This is a genomic window from Lapillicoccus sp., from assembly GCF_025353065.1.
Classification (GTDB): domain Bacteria; phylum Actinomycetota; class Actinomycetes; order Actinomycetales; family Dermatophilaceae; genus Lapillicoccus.
This window is the reverse complement of record NZ_JANXRJ010000219.1, coordinates 12,521-28,743: the sequence shown is the minus strand read 5'-3', so window position 1 is coordinate 28,743 and position 16,223 is coordinate 12,521. Positions and strand designations below refer to the sequence as shown.

15 protein-coding genes and 2 pseudogenes are annotated in these 16,223 nt (G+C 70.8%); 13 read left to right on the top strand and 4 right to left on the bottom strand.

All coding sequences use genetic code 11. The annotated features are described in order from the left end of the window. A partial coding sequence (locus Q0R63_RS16560) for an AraC family ligand binding domain-containing protein (protein WP_295699645.1) occupies positions 1-310 on the bottom strand: 310 nt, incomplete at its 3' end. A gap of 82 nt (positions 311-392) precedes the next feature. Here Q0R63_RS16560 and Q0R63_RS16555 point away from each other — a divergent pair. The 3 genes from Q0R63_RS16555 (at position 393) to Q0R63_RS16545 (ending at position 2,587) form a co-directional block, all read left to right on the top strand. Beyond that, positions 393-887 (top strand): DUF2000 domain-containing protein, encoded by a 495-nt coding sequence (locus Q0R63_RS16555; protein WP_295699642.1) that lies wholly within the window; start codon positions 393-395, stop codon positions 885-887. 62 nt (positions 888-949) lie between these two features. After that, entirely contained in the window at positions 950-2,062 is a 1,113-nt protein-coding gene (locus Q0R63_RS16550; RefSeq protein WP_295699639.1) for a beta-eliminating lyase-related protein, read from the top strand. A gap of 93 nt (positions 2,063-2,155) precedes the next feature. Further along, on the top strand, positions 2,156-2,587 hold the full coding sequence (locus tag Q0R63_RS16545; RefSeq protein WP_295699637.1) for a nitroreductase/quinone reductase family protein: 432 nt from the start codon (positions 2,156-2,158) through the stop codon (positions 2,585-2,587). Between the two features lie 30 nt (positions 2,588-2,617). Here the strand turns inward: Q0R63_RS16545 and Q0R63_RS16540 are convergent, their stop codons facing one another. Continuing rightward, positions 2,618-3,427 carry an IclR family transcriptional regulator gene (locus tag Q0R63_RS16540; protein WP_295699635.1) on the bottom strand — a complete coding sequence of 270 codons (810 nt, stop codon included), beginning with the start codon at positions 3,425-3,427 and terminating at the stop codon, positions 2,618-2,620. A gap of 156 nt (positions 3,428-3,583) precedes the next feature. Between Q0R63_RS16540 and Q0R63_RS16535 the strand changes: the two are divergent. The 8 genes and pseudogenes from Q0R63_RS16535 to Q0R63_RS16500 all read left to right on the top strand — a co-directional run bounded on the left by Q0R63_RS16535 (position 3,584) and on the right by Q0R63_RS16500 (position 13,741). Beyond that, positions 3,584-5,021, top strand: a pseudogene (locus tag Q0R63_RS16535) (NAD-dependent malic enzyme). Between the two features lie 89 nt (positions 5,022-5,110). Next, positions 5,111-6,346 (top strand): aldolase/citrate lyase family protein, encoded by a 1,236-nt coding sequence (locus tag Q0R63_RS16530; RefSeq protein WP_295699654.1) that lies wholly within the window; start codon positions 5,111-5,113, stop codon positions 6,344-6,346. A gap of 142 nt (positions 6,347-6,488) precedes the next feature. Then, the gene (locus tag Q0R63_RS16525; RefSeq protein ID WP_366521155.1) at positions 6,489-7,340 is read left to right on the top strand and encodes a TIM barrel protein; all 852 of its coding nucleotides are present in this window, start codon (positions 6,489-6,491) and stop codon (positions 7,338-7,340) included. A gap of 165 nt (positions 7,341-7,505) precedes the next feature. Beyond that, a pseudogene (locus Q0R63_RS16520) lies at positions 7,506-8,377 on the top strand (2-hydroxy-3-oxopropionate reductase). An 82-nt stretch (positions 8,378-8,459) separates the two neighbouring features. Next, a complete protein-coding gene (gene gcl, locus Q0R63_RS16515; protein WP_295699633.1) occupies positions 8,460-10,238 on the top strand; it encodes a glyoxylate carboligase in 1,779 nt (592 codons plus the stop codon). Between the two features lie 49 nt (positions 10,239-10,287). Further along, a complete protein-coding gene (locus tag Q0R63_RS16510; RefSeq protein ID WP_295699630.1) occupies positions 10,288-11,544 on the top strand; it encodes a glycerate kinase in 1,257 nt (418 codons plus the stop codon). Further along, positions 11,541-12,890: an allantoinase AllB gene (gene allB / locus Q0R63_RS16505; protein ID WP_295699626.1), complete on the top strand. Its 1,350-nt coding sequence runs from the start codon at positions 11,541-11,543 to the stop codon at positions 12,888-12,890. Before Q0R63_RS16510 ends, allB begins: the two co-directional genes overlap by 4 nt. Further along, the gene (locus tag Q0R63_RS16500) at positions 12,890-13,741 is read left to right on the top strand and encodes a bifunctional allantoicase/(S)-ureidoglycine aminohydrolase (protein WP_295699624.1); all 852 of its coding nucleotides are present in this window, start codon (positions 12,890-12,892) and stop codon (positions 13,739-13,741) included. Before allB ends, Q0R63_RS16500 begins: the two co-directional genes overlap by 1 nt. A 32-nt stretch (positions 13,742-13,773) precedes the next feature. On the opposite strand, the gene Q0R63_RS16495 is transcribed toward Q0R63_RS16500, so the two are convergent. Then, on the bottom strand, positions 13,774-14,193 hold the full coding sequence (locus Q0R63_RS16495) for an MmcQ/YjbR family DNA-binding protein (RefSeq protein ID WP_295699621.1): 420 nt from the start codon (positions 14,191-14,193) through the stop codon (positions 13,774-13,776). A gap of 73 nt (positions 14,194-14,266) precedes the next feature. On the opposite strand from Q0R63_RS16495, the gene Q0R63_RS16490 reads away from it, so the two are divergent. Together Q0R63_RS16490 and Q0R63_RS16485 are read left to right on the top strand one after the other, a co-directional pair. Then, positions 14,267-15,610: a M20/M25/M40 family metallo-hydrolase gene (locus Q0R63_RS16490; protein ID WP_295699616.1), complete on the top strand. Its 1,344-nt coding sequence runs from the start codon at positions 14,267-14,269 to the stop codon at positions 15,608-15,610. Between the two features lie 36 nt (positions 15,611-15,646). Next, the gene (locus Q0R63_RS16485) at positions 15,647-16,024 is read left to right on the top strand and encodes a hypothetical protein (protein ID WP_295699613.1); all 378 of its coding nucleotides are present in this window, start codon (positions 15,647-15,649) and stop codon (positions 16,022-16,024) included. A gap of 7 nt (positions 16,025-16,031) precedes the next feature. Here Q0R63_RS16485 and Q0R63_RS16480 read toward each other — a convergent pair whose 3' ends face one another. Further along, a complete protein-coding gene (locus tag Q0R63_RS16480; protein WP_295699610.1) occupies positions 16,032-16,217 on the bottom strand; it encodes a DUF5703 family protein in 186 nt (61 codons plus the stop codon). Positions 16,218-16,223 lie beyond the last annotated feature (6 nt).

Sequence of the window (16,223 nt, the reverse complement as noted above, 5' to 3'; positions counted from 1 at the left end):
GCCCGCTCGGACGGGTCGGTGCGCTCGGCACGAGGTGGTCGATGACGCGCTCGCGCACGGCGGCGAGCCGCGTCTCCGCCCGACCGTCGTGGGCCACCTGCGGTGGCAGGATCGTCACCACCGCCCGGTCGGCGTCGCGGTGCGTCCGTTCGAGGTCGTAGAGGACCGTGCCCGCATCGACGAGGAGCAGCGTCCAGTGCTCGTGGGTGTGGGCGGGGTAGGTGTGAGCAGCGAACCGCGCGTGCAGTACCTCGACCACGTCGGGGACGTCCGGTCGCCAGGCCCGCACCACGTCGGTGCCTCGGCGCACAGTGCCTCCGTCTTCGTGACGCGGGTCTCGGACGACAGGAACGTACAAGACCGGGGGTGGGTGTGGTCGCCAGGATGGGCGTGTGCCCGACCTCGCCGACGTCCCCCACCTCACCACACCGACCGACCCGAACCCCACCCCACCGACCACTTCGCCCGACGCCCCGGTCCGTTTCGACACCGAGATCGCTGTCATCCTCCTCGAGGACCTCGCCGTCTGGCAGGCCCTCAACGTCACGGCGTTCGTCGTGAGCGGTATCGCCGGGTCCGACCCCGACCTCATCGGTGAGCCCTACCTCGACGGTGACGACACGGCATACCTCGCGATGATCCGGCAACCCGTCCTCGTGTTCTCCGGGTCGAGTGCCCAGCTGACCGCGATCCACACCGCGGGGCTCCGGAGGGGCTTCGCGATGGCCATCTACACGCGAGACCTGTTCGGCACGGGCAACGACCGGGACAACCGGGCCGCGGTCCGGGCGGTGCGGCGCGACGACCTGGACCTCGTGGGGATCGCCCTCCGGGGCCCCCGCAACGCGGTGGACAAGACGATGAAGGGCATCGACCTGCACGCGTGACCGACGACGGGTCCGAGCGACATGCGGCAGAGTGGTGCCATGTTTCTCGAGGACTCGCCCGCATGAGCGGTGATGACGCGTGCGATGCCGTGCCCGACGTCGACGAGCGCTTCGCTGCAGCGGCGCGGGCGAGCAGGTCCTCTCTCTGGCGCGATCGAGTCACCCCTGGTGAGAGGCTCGCCCGGCTCGCCACCGCCTGCGACGAGCTGGGGGTCGACGAGTGGGACGTCTACGGCGAGGGCGGACCGGTGGCGATGCTCGAGGGGCAGGTCGCCGAGCTGCTCGGCAAGCCCGCCGCGGTCCTCTTCCCCAGCGGGATCATGGCGCAGCAGGCGACCCTGCGTGTCTGGTGCGAACGGATGGGGTCGATGCGGGTGGCCATCCCCGACCTGGCCCACCAGCTGAGCCACGAGGGTGACGGGCCGCGGCTGCTGCAGGGGTTCCGCTTCGAGTGGCTGACCCAGGGTCGACGGGTCGCGACGGCGGCCGACCTGCGGGCGCTGCCCGAGGGCCTCGGTGCCGTCCAGGTCGAGCTCCCCCTGCGTGACGCCGGCTGCCTCCTGCCGTCGTGGGAGGAGCTCACCGATCTCAGTGCCGCGGCGCGTGACCTCGGGGTGCCGCTCCACGTCGACGGAGCACGGCTCTGGGAGTCCCAACCCTTCTGGGACCGGCCGCTGCCCGAGATCGCCGCCCTCGCCGACTCGGTCTACGTCTCGTTCTACAAGGGCCTCGGCGGCCTGGCCGGCGCGGTCGTCGTCGCCGACACCGACGTCGTCGACGAGATCCGCCTGTGGCGCACGCGGATGGGCGGGACCCTCTTCCACCTGACGCCGTATGCCGTGTCCGGCCTCGTCGGGCTGCGCGACGAGCTGCCCCGGTTGGGGGAGTGTGTCGCGTGGGCCCGGGAGCTCGCCGCGGGGCTCGTCCGGTACGGGTTCGACGTCCACCCCGACCCGCCGCACACCAACACCTTCGAGGTCTACGCCCGGGTCGGGCGCGACGTCCTGATCGAGCGCGGCATCCGGCTCATCGAGCGCGAGCACGTCCAGATGAATCCGGGGTGGCGCGACAGCGACGTCCCGGGTGTGAGCACGGCCGAGCTCGCAATCCACACGGTCGCGCTCGCCCACGACCCGGCGCGCGTCGCCGGGTGGTATGCCGAGCTGCTGGGGTGAGCACGCGGCATACCGGCTCAGGCTCTTGCGTCCGCGCGAACGCGACACCGGTGTCCCCTCGGCGCGGACGTTGGAGTTCGTAGACTCAGGCCCATGCCCCACGACCTGATGCTCAAGGCGATGAACGGCGTCCACCGGCTGGTGCTGCAGGTCACCGGCGGTCGGGTCGGCTACGAGGCCATGGGGATGCCGGTGCTCGAGCTCACCACCGTCGGGCGTCGGAGCGGGCAGCCGCGGTCGGTGATGCTGACCTCGCCGTTGACCCACGACGGGCACCTCGTCGTGGTGGCCTCCCGCGGCGGCGACGACACGCACCCGGCGTGGTTCGTCAACCTGCGGGCGGAGCCGGACGTCGAGGTCTCGCTCCAGGGCGGGCCGAAGGAGCCGATGACGGCGCGGGTCGCGACCGCCAGGGAGCGCGCGATCCTGTGGCCGGAGATCACCGAACGGCATCCGAACTACGCGGGCTACCAGAAGCGCACGGAGCGCGAGATCCCGCTCGTCCTGCTCGAGCCGAGGACCTGAGGCCGAGAGCCCAACCGCTTGCGTCCGGGCTCAGGCCCGGGCCGCCGTCCCGGTCCGGAGGTCGCGCGAGAACCGCACGGCGGCGTCCCTCAGCAGGGGGGCGGCCCCGGTCACGAGCTCCGTCGTCATCCGACCGCTCGGCCCCGAGACCGACAACGCGACCGGCGCCGGGGCGTCCGGCACCACGACCGCGACGCAGCGCACGCCGATCTCCTGCTCGCCGTCGTCCACGGCATACCCCTGCGCGCGCACCCGCGCGAGCTCGGCGAGGAAGACGTCGGGGTCGGTGATCGTGTGCACGGTGTGCGCCTCCATGCCGGTGCGCGACAGCAGTCCCCGCACCCGCGTCTCCGACTCGAGCGCCAGGATCGCTTTGCCCACTGCGGTGCAGTGCGGGTGAACGCGCCGACCGACCTCGGTGAACATCCGCATCGAGTGCTGCGACTGGACCTGGCCGACGTAGACGATCTCGTCGTGGTCGAGCATGGCCAGGTTGGCGGACTCACCGACCGAGTCGACGAGCTGCGTGAGGTAGGGCTGGGCCCAGGTGCGCAGCATCCGCGAGCTCGTCTCACCGAGGCGGATCAGCTTGGGCCCCAGGGTGTATCGCCGCGACCGCTCCTGCCGCACGTAACCGAGGTCGACGAGGGTGCGCACGAGCCGGTGGATGGTCGGCAGCGGGAGGCCGACGTCGGTCGCGAGCTGGGAGAGCCCGACGGTGCCGCCGGCATCGGCCATCTTCTCGAGGATCTCGAAGGCGCGGCCGAGAGACTGGACGCCGCCGGGACGGGCCGGGCTCGGGGCGGCGTCGGGCGAGGACTGCTCTGCTGAGGTGGACACGTGTCCCCTTTCCACTTCCGTATGCCGGAGTGTAGATGGAGGATGGGGCGAGCGGACGCGATCAGTCCGGCTTGACTTTCGAATTGTGAAAAGTATTATCCGTCTGGCAGAAGCAATGACGCCTCCGCCGCGCATCGTGACACCAGGAGGTAAGGCATGGCGACACCCGGTCCGGGCCACTCGATCACCATCCGGGTGGAGACCCCGACCGGGGTGGATTCCACCGCCGGGCTGGCCACGGCGATCAGCGCGAAGGGTGGTGTCCTCACCGCGCTCGACGTCGTCGAGAGCCAGGGCGACCGGGTCGTCATCGACGTCACGTGCAACGCTTCCGACGCCGACCACGCCACCCGCATCACCGACGCCCTGGCCGAGCTGCCGGGGGTGTCCGTGGGCAAGGTCAGCGACCGGACCTTCCTCATCCACCTCGGCGGCAAGCTCGAGGTGGTGCCGACGGTCGCGCTCAAGCACCGCGACGACCTCTCTCGGGCCTACACCCCCGGCGTCGCCCGAGTCTGCCTCGCCATCGCCGAGCACCCCGAGGACGCCCGACGGCTGACCATCAAGCGCAACACCGTCGCCGTCGTCACCGACGGGTCGGCCGTGCTCGGGCTCGGCAACATCGGCCCGGCCGCCGCGCTTCCGGTCATGGAGGGCAAGGCCGCGCTGTTCAAGACCTTCGCCGGGGTCGATGCGTGGCCGGTCTGCCTGGACACGCAGGACGTCGACGAGATCGTGATGATCGTCAAGGCCATCGCGCCGGTCTACGGGGGCATCAACCTCGAGGACATCTCGGCGCCGCGCTGCTTCGAGATCGAGGCCCGGCTGCGCGCCGTGCTCGACATCCCCGTCTTCCACGACGACCAGCACGGCACGGCGATCGTGGTGCTCGCCGCCCTCACCAACGCGCTGCGCGTCGTCGGCAAGGCTCTCGAGGACGTGACCATCGTCGTCTCCGGGGTCGGCGCGGCGGGCCACGCGATCATCCGGCTGCTCCTCGACCAGGGCGCCGGCGACATCATCGCCTGCGACCGCCGGGGGATCGTCGACCCCGATCGGGCAGGCATGGAGGACTCGCGGCGCTGGATCGCGGAGCACACCAACCGCCAGGGGCGACGCGGGTCGCTCGTCGACGCCGTCGCCGGGGCCGACGTCTTCGTCGGTGTCTCGGCACCGAACCTGTTGTCCGGCAACGACATCGCGACGATGGCCGACCGGGCGGTCGTGTTCGCCCTGGCGAACCCTGACCCCGAGGTCGACCCGGTCGAGGCGGGCAAGCACGCGAGCATCGTCGCGACCGGACGCTCCGACTATCCCAACCAGATCAACAACGTCCTGGCCTTCCCCGGCTTCTTCCGCGGGCTGCTCGACGCCAACGTCCACGAGATCACCGACGAGATGATGATCGCCGCAGCACGGGCCATCGCCGATGCACCCCGACGCGCTCAACCCGAGCTTCATCGTCCCGAGCGTCTTCGACAGCTCGGTCGCCCCGGCGGTGGCCGCTGCGGTCCGGGCCGCCGTCGAGGGCCGGATCACGTCCACGGGTGGTCCGACCGGCGACGCCGCCGGCCGCCAGGAGACCGGTCGTTGAACGAGTCCATCTCCCCGGCCGCCCCGGACCGGGACCACGCCGAGCCGGTCGGCAGCACAGGCCAACCGGCCGGCGGGCTGGGGGAGCTGATGGCCCGCCTCGACGCCGATCTCGCCGCCTCGGACGCCGACCTGCTGACCCGCTATCCGGGCGATGACGGCAGCCGACAGCCGGTCCACACCGTCTACGTCCCGGCCGACCACTGGACGAGCGATCTGCCGCGGCAGTGGGGCGCCCGGGCCCTGGCTGCGCTGGACGAGCACGGCATCGACGGGCCTGCCCTGGCCGAGGTGGCCGACCTCGACCCGGCCCTCGCCGAAGAGGTGCTTCCGCTGGTCCGCGCCAAGCTTGCCGCGGAGCCGATCGAGGACCTGCGCATCGACTTCGAGGACGGCTTCGGCGACCGTGGTGACCGGGCCGAGGACGAGGCGGTCGACGTCGCGGTCGCCGCGCTGGCGGCTGCCGTGGCGAGCGGGACAGCGCCTCCGTTCCTCGGCATCCGGTTCAAGTCGTTCGAGTCACCGACCCGTCGACGCGGGCTGCGGACGCTCGACCGCTTCGTCGGGGGGATCGCCCAGGGTGGTTCGCTACCAATCGGGTTCGTCGTCACCCTTCCCAAGGTGACAGCGGTCGAGCAGGTCGCCGCCATGGTGACGACCTGCGACCACCTCGAGCGGACCCACGGGCTCGGGGTGGGCGCGATGCGCTTCGAGATCCAGGTCGAGACCCCGCAGTCGATCCTGCTGGCCGACGGCTCGGCCGGGGTGGCTCAGCTGATCGGAGCCGCCGACGGTCGCTGCACCGGGCTGCACTACGGCACCTACGACTACTCGGCGTCGCTCGGCATCTCCGCCGGCCGGCAGAGCATGGAGCACCCGGCGGCCGATCACGCCAAGGCCGTCATGCAGGTGGCCGCAGCCGGCAGGGGGGTCCGGCTGTCCGACGGCTCGACCAACGTCGTCCCCGTCGGCGCCCCCGAGGCGGTCCGGGCCGCGTGGCGGCTGCACGCACGGCTCGTCCGACGCTCGCTCGACCGGGGGTTCTACCAGGGCTGGGACCTCCACCCCCTGCAGCTCCCCACCCGGTATGCTGCAACCTTTGCGTTCTACCGCAACGGGTTTCCCGCGTCAGCAACCCGACTTCGTGCCTACCTGCGCCGCGACGACTCGGGATTCCTCGACGAGCCCGCGACCGCCCGGGCCCTGGCCTGGTTCGTGGCCCGAGGACTGGACTGCGGCGCCGTGACGGAGGACGAGGTGATGGACCGCATCGACGTCGATGCCGCGGGTGTCCGGGCATTGGCCCACCCTCGGCGGGTGGGCTGAGCCCGAACTGAGCGGGCTCGTCCCGGGGTTCCCCGGATATATTCAACAAGATGTTGAAAGGGTCTTGACGTGACCGGAGCCTCCTCCCTAGTCTGTCGACATACGGAAATCTAATTCCGTATAGCGAAAGTGAGGATGGACCATGACCTCGACGCCCGCGGTGGCCCCGACCCACTCGCTGCGCTTCGCCGCCAACTGCTCGATGCTGTTCACCGAGCTGCCGCTGCTCGAGCGCCCGGGCGCGGCGAAGGCGGCCGGCTTCGACGCGATCGAGCTCTGGTGGCCGTGGCCGGACCAGTCGGTCCCGGCCGATCCCTCGGTCGACGCCTTCGTCTCGGCCGTCCGCGACGCCGGGGTCCGGCTGATCGGTCTCAACTTCTTCGGCGGCGACCTCACTGGCCCCGACTGCGGCGTCCTCTCCGTCCCCTCGCGGTCGCAGGAGTTCCGCGACAACGTCGCCGTGACCATCGGGATCGGTGAGCAGCTCGGAGCATCCGTCTTCAACGCCCTCTACGGCAACCGGGTCGACGAGGTGAGCTCCGCGGAGCAGGACGACCTGGCAGCCGAGAACCTCGGTATGGCCGCCGACGCTGCCCGCCGTATCGGTGCCACCGTCCTCGTCGAGTCGGTCAGCGGTCCCAAGCCCTACCCCCTGCGCACGGCCGCCGACAGTGTCGCGGTCGTCGAGCGGGTCCGAGCCGACGGGCATACCGACATCGACTTCCTGCTCGACCTCTATCACCTGGCCAGCAACGGCGACGACCTCGACGCCGCGATCGCCGCGTCTGCCGCGGTCACCGGCCACGTCCAGATCGCCGACGCGCCCGGCCGCGGCGCGCCCGGCAGCGGCGCCATCGACCTCGACCGTCATCTCCGCGCGCTGCAGGACCTCGGGTATGCCGGCTGGGTCGGCCTCGAGTACAAGCCCACGACCACGACGATCGAGAGCCTCGCCTGGCTCCCGGTCGACCGTCGCGGCGCCCCCACCCCCTGACCCGCCAAACACCTCGACGTGTTGCGGCGAGATCCGCGAATTCCGCTGTCCTGAAGGCAGGAACGCAGCTTTCACCGCAACAAGTGGGAGTTGCGGTGTCCCCTGACCCCCTGACCCCAGAGGAGAACCGTGACGACCACCATCGCCTTCATCGGGCTCGGCATCATGGGCAGCCCCATGTCCGTGCACCTCGCCGAGGCGGGGTTCGACGTCGTCGGATTCAACCGTCATCCAGGGAAGACCGGCCCCCTCGAGGCCGCCGGCGGGCGAGCCGCGGACTCGATCGCGGAGGCGGTCCAGCGGGCCGACGTCGTCGCGCTCATGGTGCCGGACTCGCCCGACGTGCAGGCCGTCCTCGAGGGGGAGGACGGCGTCTTCGCCCACGCCCGGCGGGGCGCCCTCGTCATCGACTTCTCGAGCATCCGCCCCGACGTCACCATCGAGCTCGCCGCCCGAGCGAGGGAGGCGGGCCTCCGGCTGCTCGACGCTCCGGTCTCCGGTGGCGAGACCGGCGCGAAGAGTGCCACGCTGTCGATCATGGTCGGCGGATCCGCAGCCGACTTCCTCGCCGCCGCAACGGTTTTCGAGGCGGTCGGCAAGACGGTCGTGCACGTCGGACCGAGTGGGTGCGGTCAGACCGTGAAGGCCGCCAACCAGCTCGTCGTCGCCGCCAACATCGAGGTTCTCGCTGAGGCCGTCGTCTTCCTGGAGGCCCACGGCGTCGACACCGCAGCCGCCCTCGAGGTGCTCGGCGGCGGGCTCGCCGGCTCGGCGGTGCTCGAGCAGAAGAAGCACAACCTGCTGACCCGGTCGTTCGCGCCGGGCTTCCGGATCGACCTCCACCACAAGGACCTCGGCATCGTCGTCTCCGCGGCGCGCGAGGCCGCGTCGTCATCCCCCTCGGCGCGGTCGTCGCACAGCTGATGGCCTCCCTCCGCGCCCAGGGCGACGGTGGTCTCGACCACTCGGCGCTGCTGCGCGGGGTGGAGCGCCTGTCCGGTCGCACTCCCGCCGACACCTCACGGTCTGACGTCTGATCCGGCATACGCGACACCGCAGTTCGTTCTTCCTCGGACCCTTCGATCATCCCCTTCCGGCAACGACGCAGGAGCTCACGACATGACACGCATGACAGCCGCCCAGGCCGCGGTGCAGATCCTCCGGAAGGAGGGTGTGACCCACCTGTTCGGGCTTCCCGGCGCCGCGATCAACCCGTTCTACCGGGCGATGCAGCTGGACGGCGGGCTCACCCACATCCTCGCGCGACACGTCGAGGGCGCGTCCCACATGGCGGAGGGCTACACGCGCGCCACGGCCGGCAACATCGGTGTCTGCATCGGGACGAGCGGCCCGGCCGGCACGGACATGATCACCGGCCTCTACTCCGCGAGCGCGGACTCCATCCCGATCCTCTGCATCACCGGTCAGGCACCGGTGGCCAAGCTGCACAAGGAGGACTTCCAGGCGGTCGACATCGCCTCGATCGCGCGGCCGTTGACCAAGATGGCCGTGACCGTGCTCGAGGCGGCACAGGTGCCGGGCACCTTCCAGAAAGCGTTCCACCTCATGCGATCCGGGCGCCCCGGGCCGGTGCTCATCGACCTGCCGATCGACGTGCAGCTGGCCGAGATCGAGTTCGACGTCGAGACCTACGAGCCCCTGCCGGCCTGGAAGCCGAGCGCCACCCGGGCCCAGGTCGCCAAGGCGCTGGACCTGCTCCAGGCCTCCGAGCGTCCGCTCATCGTCGCCGGTGGCGGCGTGGTCAGTGCCGACGCCTGCGACCTGCTGGTCGAGCTGGCCGAGCTCACCGGGGTGCCGGTCGTGCCGACCCTGATGGCCTGGGGTGCGATCCCCGACGACCACGCCCTCAACGCCGGGATGGTCGGGCTGCAGACCTCGCACCGTTACGGCAACAGCACGATGCTCGAGTCCGACTTCGTCCTCGGCATCGGCAACCGCTGGGCCAACCGGCACACCGGGGGCGTGGCGACCTACACCCGTGGCCGCACCTTCGTCCACGTCGACATCGAGCCGACCCAGATCGGCCGGGTGTTCGCCCCGGACTTTGGCATCACCTCCGACGCGAAGGCGGCCCTGCAGCTCTTCGTCGAGATCGCCCGCGAACGCCGGTATGCCGGACAGCTCGCCGACCGTGAGCAGTGGGCCGAGTCCTGCCGCGAGCGGAAGCGGACGATGTTGCGCAGGACCAGCTTCGACGTGACGCCGATCAAGCCGCAGCGTGTCTACCAGGAGATGAACCGTGCCTTCGGGCCCGACACCCGATACGTCAGCACCATCGGCCTCTCCCAGATCCAGGCGGCCCAGCTTCTGCACGTGCACAGGCCCCGGCACTGGATCAACGCCGGCCAGGCCGGCCCCCTCGGCTGGACCGTGCCGGCGACGCTCGGGGTGGCTGTGGCCGACCCCGAGGCGACGGTGGTCGCGATCTCCGGCGACTACGACTTCCAGTTCATGATCGAGGAGCTGGCCGTGGGGGCGCAGTTCCACATCCCCTACATACATGTCCTGGTCAACAACGCCTACCTCGGCCTCATCCGTCAGTCGCAGCGCGCCTTCGACATGGACTTCCACGTGCAGCTGTCCTTCGACAACATCAACTCACCCGAGGTCGGCGGCTACGGCGTCGACCACGTCAAGGTCGCAGAAGGACTGGGCTGCAGAGCGATTCGCGTCTTCGACCCCGAGGAGATCCTGCCCGCGCTCGAGCAGGCCAAGAAGATGATCGTCGAGTTCCGGGTGCCGGTCGTCGTCGAGGTCATCCTCGAGCGCGTCACCAACGTGTCGATGGGGACCGAGATCGACGCCGTCACGGAGTTCGAGGAGCTGGCGCTCTGTGGGGCCGATGCCCCCACAGCCCTGTTTGCGAATCCCGACTGAGAGATGATTCGTCGGACCGACCACCTACGACGTCCTGAGGAGCCGCTTCGTGCTATGCGTCCTGCTCGCGCCCGACAAGTTCAAGGGGACGCTGACCGCCGCCGAGGTCGCCGGGTTCGTCGAGACCGGTCTGTCGGAGGTATGCCGCGCCGCCGGCCTCGACCTCGACGTCACCACCGTGCCGGTCGCCGACGGTGGCGACGGGACGCTGGTCGCCGCCGGGGCCGCAGGTTTCGCAACGGTTCCCGTCACGGCGAGCGGGCCGACCGGGGTGCCGGTCGACACGGCATACGTCCGACGCGGGGACGAGGCGGTGGTCGAGCTCGCGGCGGTCTCGGCGCTGGCCCTGCTGCCCGACGGGATGCTCGCGCCCACGGTCGCCACCAGCCGCGGGACCGGCGACGTCATCCGCGCCGCACTCGACGCCGGCTGTCGGACGATCGTCGTCGGCATCGGCGGGAGTGCGAGCACCGACGGAGGAGCCGGACTGGTCGTCGCGCTGGGTGCCCGGATCCTCGACGTGGCCGGACACCAGACCGGGGACGGGGGAGGCGCGCTCATCGACGCCGTGACCCTCGACCTCTCCGGTCTGCACCCGGCCCTCGCCGATCCCCGTATGCAGATCGTGGTCGCCTGCGACGTCGACAACCCGCTCTGCGGACCGCGCGGCGCGGCCGCGGTCTACGGGCCGCAGAAGGGAGCCGACGCCGACCAGGTCGTGCAGCTCGATGCCGGCCTCGCCCACTGGGCCGACCTCGTCGCGGCGACGACCGGCGCCGACCGCCGCGACGACCCGGGTGCCGGGGCGGCCGGCGGCGTGGGCTTCGCGGCCCTCGCGATCCTCGGCGCCCGGCTCGAGGCCGGCGTCGACCTCGTCTTCGGGCTGACCGGTTTCCACGAGGCCCTCGCCGGCAGTGATCTCGTCGTGACGGGCGAGGGCTCCCTCGACGAGCAGACCCTCCACGGCAAGGCGCCGGCCGGAGTTGCCGCAGCCGCCGCAGCTCTCGGCATCCCGGTCGTCGCCGTGGCCGGTCGGTCGCTCCTGACCCCGGAACGCCTGCGGCAGGCGGGTATTCGCGCGGTCTACACCCTCACTGAGCTGACCGACGACCGTGACGAACAGCTCACCCGACCGGGTCCGCTGCTCACGGCCATCGGCCGCCGGATCGCGCGCGAGCACCTGGTGCCCACCGCCTCACCGCCGGGACACCCCGGACGCCGACCCGTCGCCACGGCCACTGTCGTTGCCACGTCCGCTGCCCCGGCCACGGCCATTGCCACGGACCACAGGATGGTGAACCCATGACCAACGACCTCGTCTTCCGTGCCAGACGCGTCGTCACGGCAGCCGGCGAGGTCTCCCGGTGCGTGACCGTGCGGGACGGTCGGATCGTTGCCATCGAGCCCTACGGCTCGGGCCTTCAGGGCGCTGGGGTCACGGGCACCGAGGTCGTCGAGCTCGGCGACGACGAGGTCCTCCTGCCCGGTCTCGTCGACACCCACGTGCACGTCAACGAGCCGGGCCGCACGGATTGGGAGGGCTTCGCGTCGGCGACGAGGGCGGCGGCGAAGGGTGGCGTCACGACGATCATCGACATGCCGCTCAACAGCATCCCGCCCACGACGACCGTCTCGGCCCTCGAGCTGAAGCGGTCGGTCGCCGCCGACCAGGCCTTCGTCGACGTCGGCTTCTGGGGCGGAGCGGTGCCCGGCAACCTGTCCGACCTGCGGGGGCTGCACGACGCCGGGGTCTTCGGGTTCAAGTGCTTCCTGCTCCACTCCGGTGTCGACGAGTTCCCCCACCTCGAGCCGGACGAGCTCGAGCAGGCGCTGCAGGAGACGGCGTCCTTCGGCGCGCTGATGATCGTCCACGCCGAGGACAGCCACTCGATCGACCGCGCCGTCCACCCGCACGGCGAGGACTACGAGGGCTTCCTCCGCTCACGTCCGCGCGGGGCCGAGAACCTCGCCGTCGCGCAGGTCATCGAGCTCGCCCGCTGGACCGGCGCGCGCGTCCACATCCTCCACCTCAGCAGCTCCGACGCCCTGCCCATGGTCCGCAGCGCGAAGCGGGACGGCATCCGTCTCACCGTCGAGACCTGTCCCCACTACCTCTCCTTCACGGCCGAGGAGATCCCAGACGGCGCAACCCAGTTCAAGTGCTGTCCCCCGATCCGCGAGGCCGCCAACCGCGAGCAGCTCTGGGCCGGGCTGGCCGACGGAAGCATCGACATGGTCGTCTCCGACCACTCGCCGTGCACACCCGAGCTCAAGCGTTTCGACATCGGCGACTTCGGCCTCGCCTGGGGTGGCATCGCGTCGTTGCAGCTCGGGCTCCCGGCGGTCTGGTCCGAGGCCCGGAAGCGCGGGCACGCGCTCACCGACGTCGTGCGGTGGATGGCCGAGCGGCCCGCCCGGCAGGCCGCGCTCGCGCGGAAGGGCCAGATCGCCCTGGGCTTTGACGCCGACTTCTGCGTCTTCGCTCCCGACGACGCGTTCGTCGTCGACGTGGCGAAGCTGCAGCACAAGAACCCCGTCTCCGCCTATGGTGGCCGCGCCCTCGCCGGCGCGGTCCGCTCGACCTGGCTGGGCGGCATCCGGATCGACATCGACGAGGCCCCTCGCGGGCGCCTCCTGAGCAGAGGTGAGTGATGGTCTCGCGACCCACCCCCGGCCCCGCCCGCTACTACGCGCCCCACGGCGGCCTGCCCGGTCAGACCGAGCTGACCACCGACCGGTCACGCTTCACCACGGCGTATGCCGTGCTGCCGCGTCGCACGATGACCGACATCGTCACGAGCTACCTCCCCTTCTGGGACGACACCCGGCTCTGGGTCATCGCCCGGCCGCTCTCGGGGTTCGCCGAGACCTTCTCCCAGTACATCGTCGAGGTGTCGCCCGGCGGCGGCAGCGACCGACCCGAGCTCGACCCGGCCGCCGAGGGCGTGCTGTTCGTCGTCGAGGGGACCCTCGGCCTGACGATCGAGGGGGCGGCATACGACCTCGCCCCCGGCGGCTACGCCTTCATCCCCCCCGGCACGGCCTGGACGGTCCGCAACGGTGGGAGCGACGCCGCCCGCTTCCACTGGATCCGCAAGGCCTACGACGCGGTCGAGGGCCTCGACGTGCCGGAGGCCTTCGTCACCAACGAGCAGGACGTCGAGCCGACACCGATGCCGGACACCGAGGGCGCATGGGTGACAACGCGATTCGTCTCCCCGACCGACCTGCGGCACGACATGCACGTCAACATCGTCACCCTCGAGCCCGGCGGTGCCATCCCGTTCCCCGAGACCCACGTGATGGAGCACGGCCTCTACGTCCTCGAGGGCAAGGCGGTCTACCTTCTCAACGAGGACTGGGTCGAGGTCGAGGCCGGCGACTTCATGTGGCTGCGCGCGTTCTGCCCGCAGGCCTGCTACGCCGGTGGCCCGGGCCGCTTCCGCTACCTGCTCTACAAGGACGTCAACCGGCACGCCAAGCTCGGCAGCTTCGTCCGCTGACCTCACCGGTTGTGCCGGGCCGAGGCGGAGGGTCAGGGATGCTCGGCGAGCCAGGTCGCCCGGCGCCTCGCGGACGCGCGGGCCAGCCACGCGTCCTGGACCACCTCGGCGAGCTCCTCACGGCTGAGCTCGCCGATGCGCGACGCCCGCACGAGGACGGACGGGTGCCGGTCGAAGTGCGGCGTCGTGAAGAAGGGCGAGTCGTCGTCCTGGAGCAGCGACTGCTTGTCGGCCTTCGAGGCCACCCAGATGACGATGACGTCGGAATACTGCTCTCCCGTATGAGGATCGGTCGCGTCCGGGCGGGGGTTGCGGAAGAAGACGAAGGACTTGCCGCCGACCTGGTAGACGGGGTTCTCCTTCGTACCGTCGACGACGGTGACGTGGGGCATCGTGACGGCGAGGTCGTGCACGTCGTCGACCCTGGCCCTCCTCGGGCGTGTTGCGGCCATCCCGACAGACTAGGCAGCCCGGCGGCATACGGGCACCGAGAGGACGTCAGAGCAAAGACCTAGGGTGGAGCGCATGGCTGACGCGAACAACGAGACCACGATGGCGCCCGAGGACGAGGTCGCCCGGATCTGCGCCGACCTCATCAGGATCGACTCGACGAACTTCGGTGACGGGTCGGGTCCGGGGGAGCGCAAAGCCGCCGAATACGTCATGGGTGAGCTCACCGAGGTCGGCCTCGACCCCGTGCTCCTCGAGAGCGAGTCGGGTCGGGCCAACGTCATGGTCCGCATCGAGGGGGCCGACCCCTCCCGGCCGGGTCTGGCCGTCCACGGGCATCTCGACGTCGTCCCGGCGAACGCCGCCGACTGGCAGGTCGACCCGTTCTCCGCGGAGGAGCGCGACGGCTGCATCTGGGGACGGGGCGCGGTCGACATGAAGGACATGGACGCGATGATCATCGCGGCGGTGCGCGACCTCGCCAGGACCGGCGCCAAGCCTGCGCGCACGACGACCTTCGCGCTCTTCGCCGACGAGGAGGCGGGAGGCCTGATGGGCAGCCACTGGATCGTCGACAAGCACCCCGAGTGGTTCGAGGGGGTCTCCGAGGCGATCAGCGAGGTCGGGGGCTACAGCGTCACAGTGCCCTCGGCGACGACCGGTGAGCCGACCCGTGCCTATCTCCTGCAGACGGCGGAGAAGGGGATCGCCTGGCTGCGGCTGCACGCCCACGGTCGGGCCGGCCACGGTTCCGTCCCCAACGACGCCAACGCCGTCGTCCGGCTGGCAGAGGCCATCGCGCGGATCAGCGCGCACGCGTGGCCGGCGGAATACATCGCCTCGGTCCAGGAGCTGCTGGACGGGCTCAGCGCCCTGACCGGCATCCCGTATGCCGGGGAGCCCGACCTCGAGCGGCTGCTGGGCACGATCGGCGGAGCCGCCGGCTTCGTGCGCGGGACGCTGCGGGACACGGCCAACTTCACGATGCTGGACGCGGGATACAAGCACAACGTGATCCCCCAGTCGGCGTCGGCGTCGCTCGACTGCCGTTTCCTGCCCGGCCACGAGGACGACCTGATGGCGACGGTGCGGGAGCTGGCCGGAGAGTTCGTCGAGGTCGAGGTGATGCACCGCGACATCGCCCTCGACGCACCGTTCTCGGGCGACCTCGTCGAGGCAATGAAGCGCTCTTTGCTCGACGAGGACCCCGAGGCCACCGTCCTGCCCTACTGCCTCTCCGGAGGGACCGACAACAAGGCGCTGAAGCTGCTCGGGATCACCGGCTACGGCTTCGCGCCGCTGCGGTTGCCTGCCGACCTGGACTTCGCGCCGATGTTCCACGGCATCGACGAACGGGTCCCGGTCTCGTCATTGAAGTTCGGCGCCCGGGTGCTGCGGTCCTTCCTCGACCACGCCTGAGGCTGCCGCTTCCCCGGGCGTGAGAGAATCCCGGACATGAACCTGCTCACGTTCGTCGTCATGGGTGTGGTGCTCGCCATCCTCTTCGTCGCGGCCTTGGCGGCAGTCTTCATGCTCAACAAGAAGGACCGCGCCGACAGCCTGGGCGCGTCCACGACCGGGCAGCCGGGTGCGTACTACGGCCGCCAGCCGTGGTCACAGCCTTACCAGGGACAGCCACAGCAGGGAGAGCCGCAGCAGGCGTACCAGGTTCCGCCTGCCCAGCCGCCGCAGTACGGCCAGGCACCGCAGGGTCCGCCACCACAGGGTCCGCCACCGCAGTATGGCCAGCCGCCTGCGTACGGCCCGCCGCCGCAGGGTCCTCCGCCGCAGGGTCCTCCGCCGCAGTACGGGCAACCGCCGCAGGGACGGTAGGCGCTGGTCAGGCCGTGCGTCTGACCCGGATGATCTTGCGGCGTAGCCAGGCGCGGCGCAGCCCGCCGAGGTAGACGACGCTCCGGGTGAGCTCCCACTGGCCGTATTCGGCGTGATCGATCAGTGCACGCCGGATGTCGGAACGGGAAACACCGCGGGGGAAGGTCAGGACTCGATACTCGTAGTCGATCATCGCTGT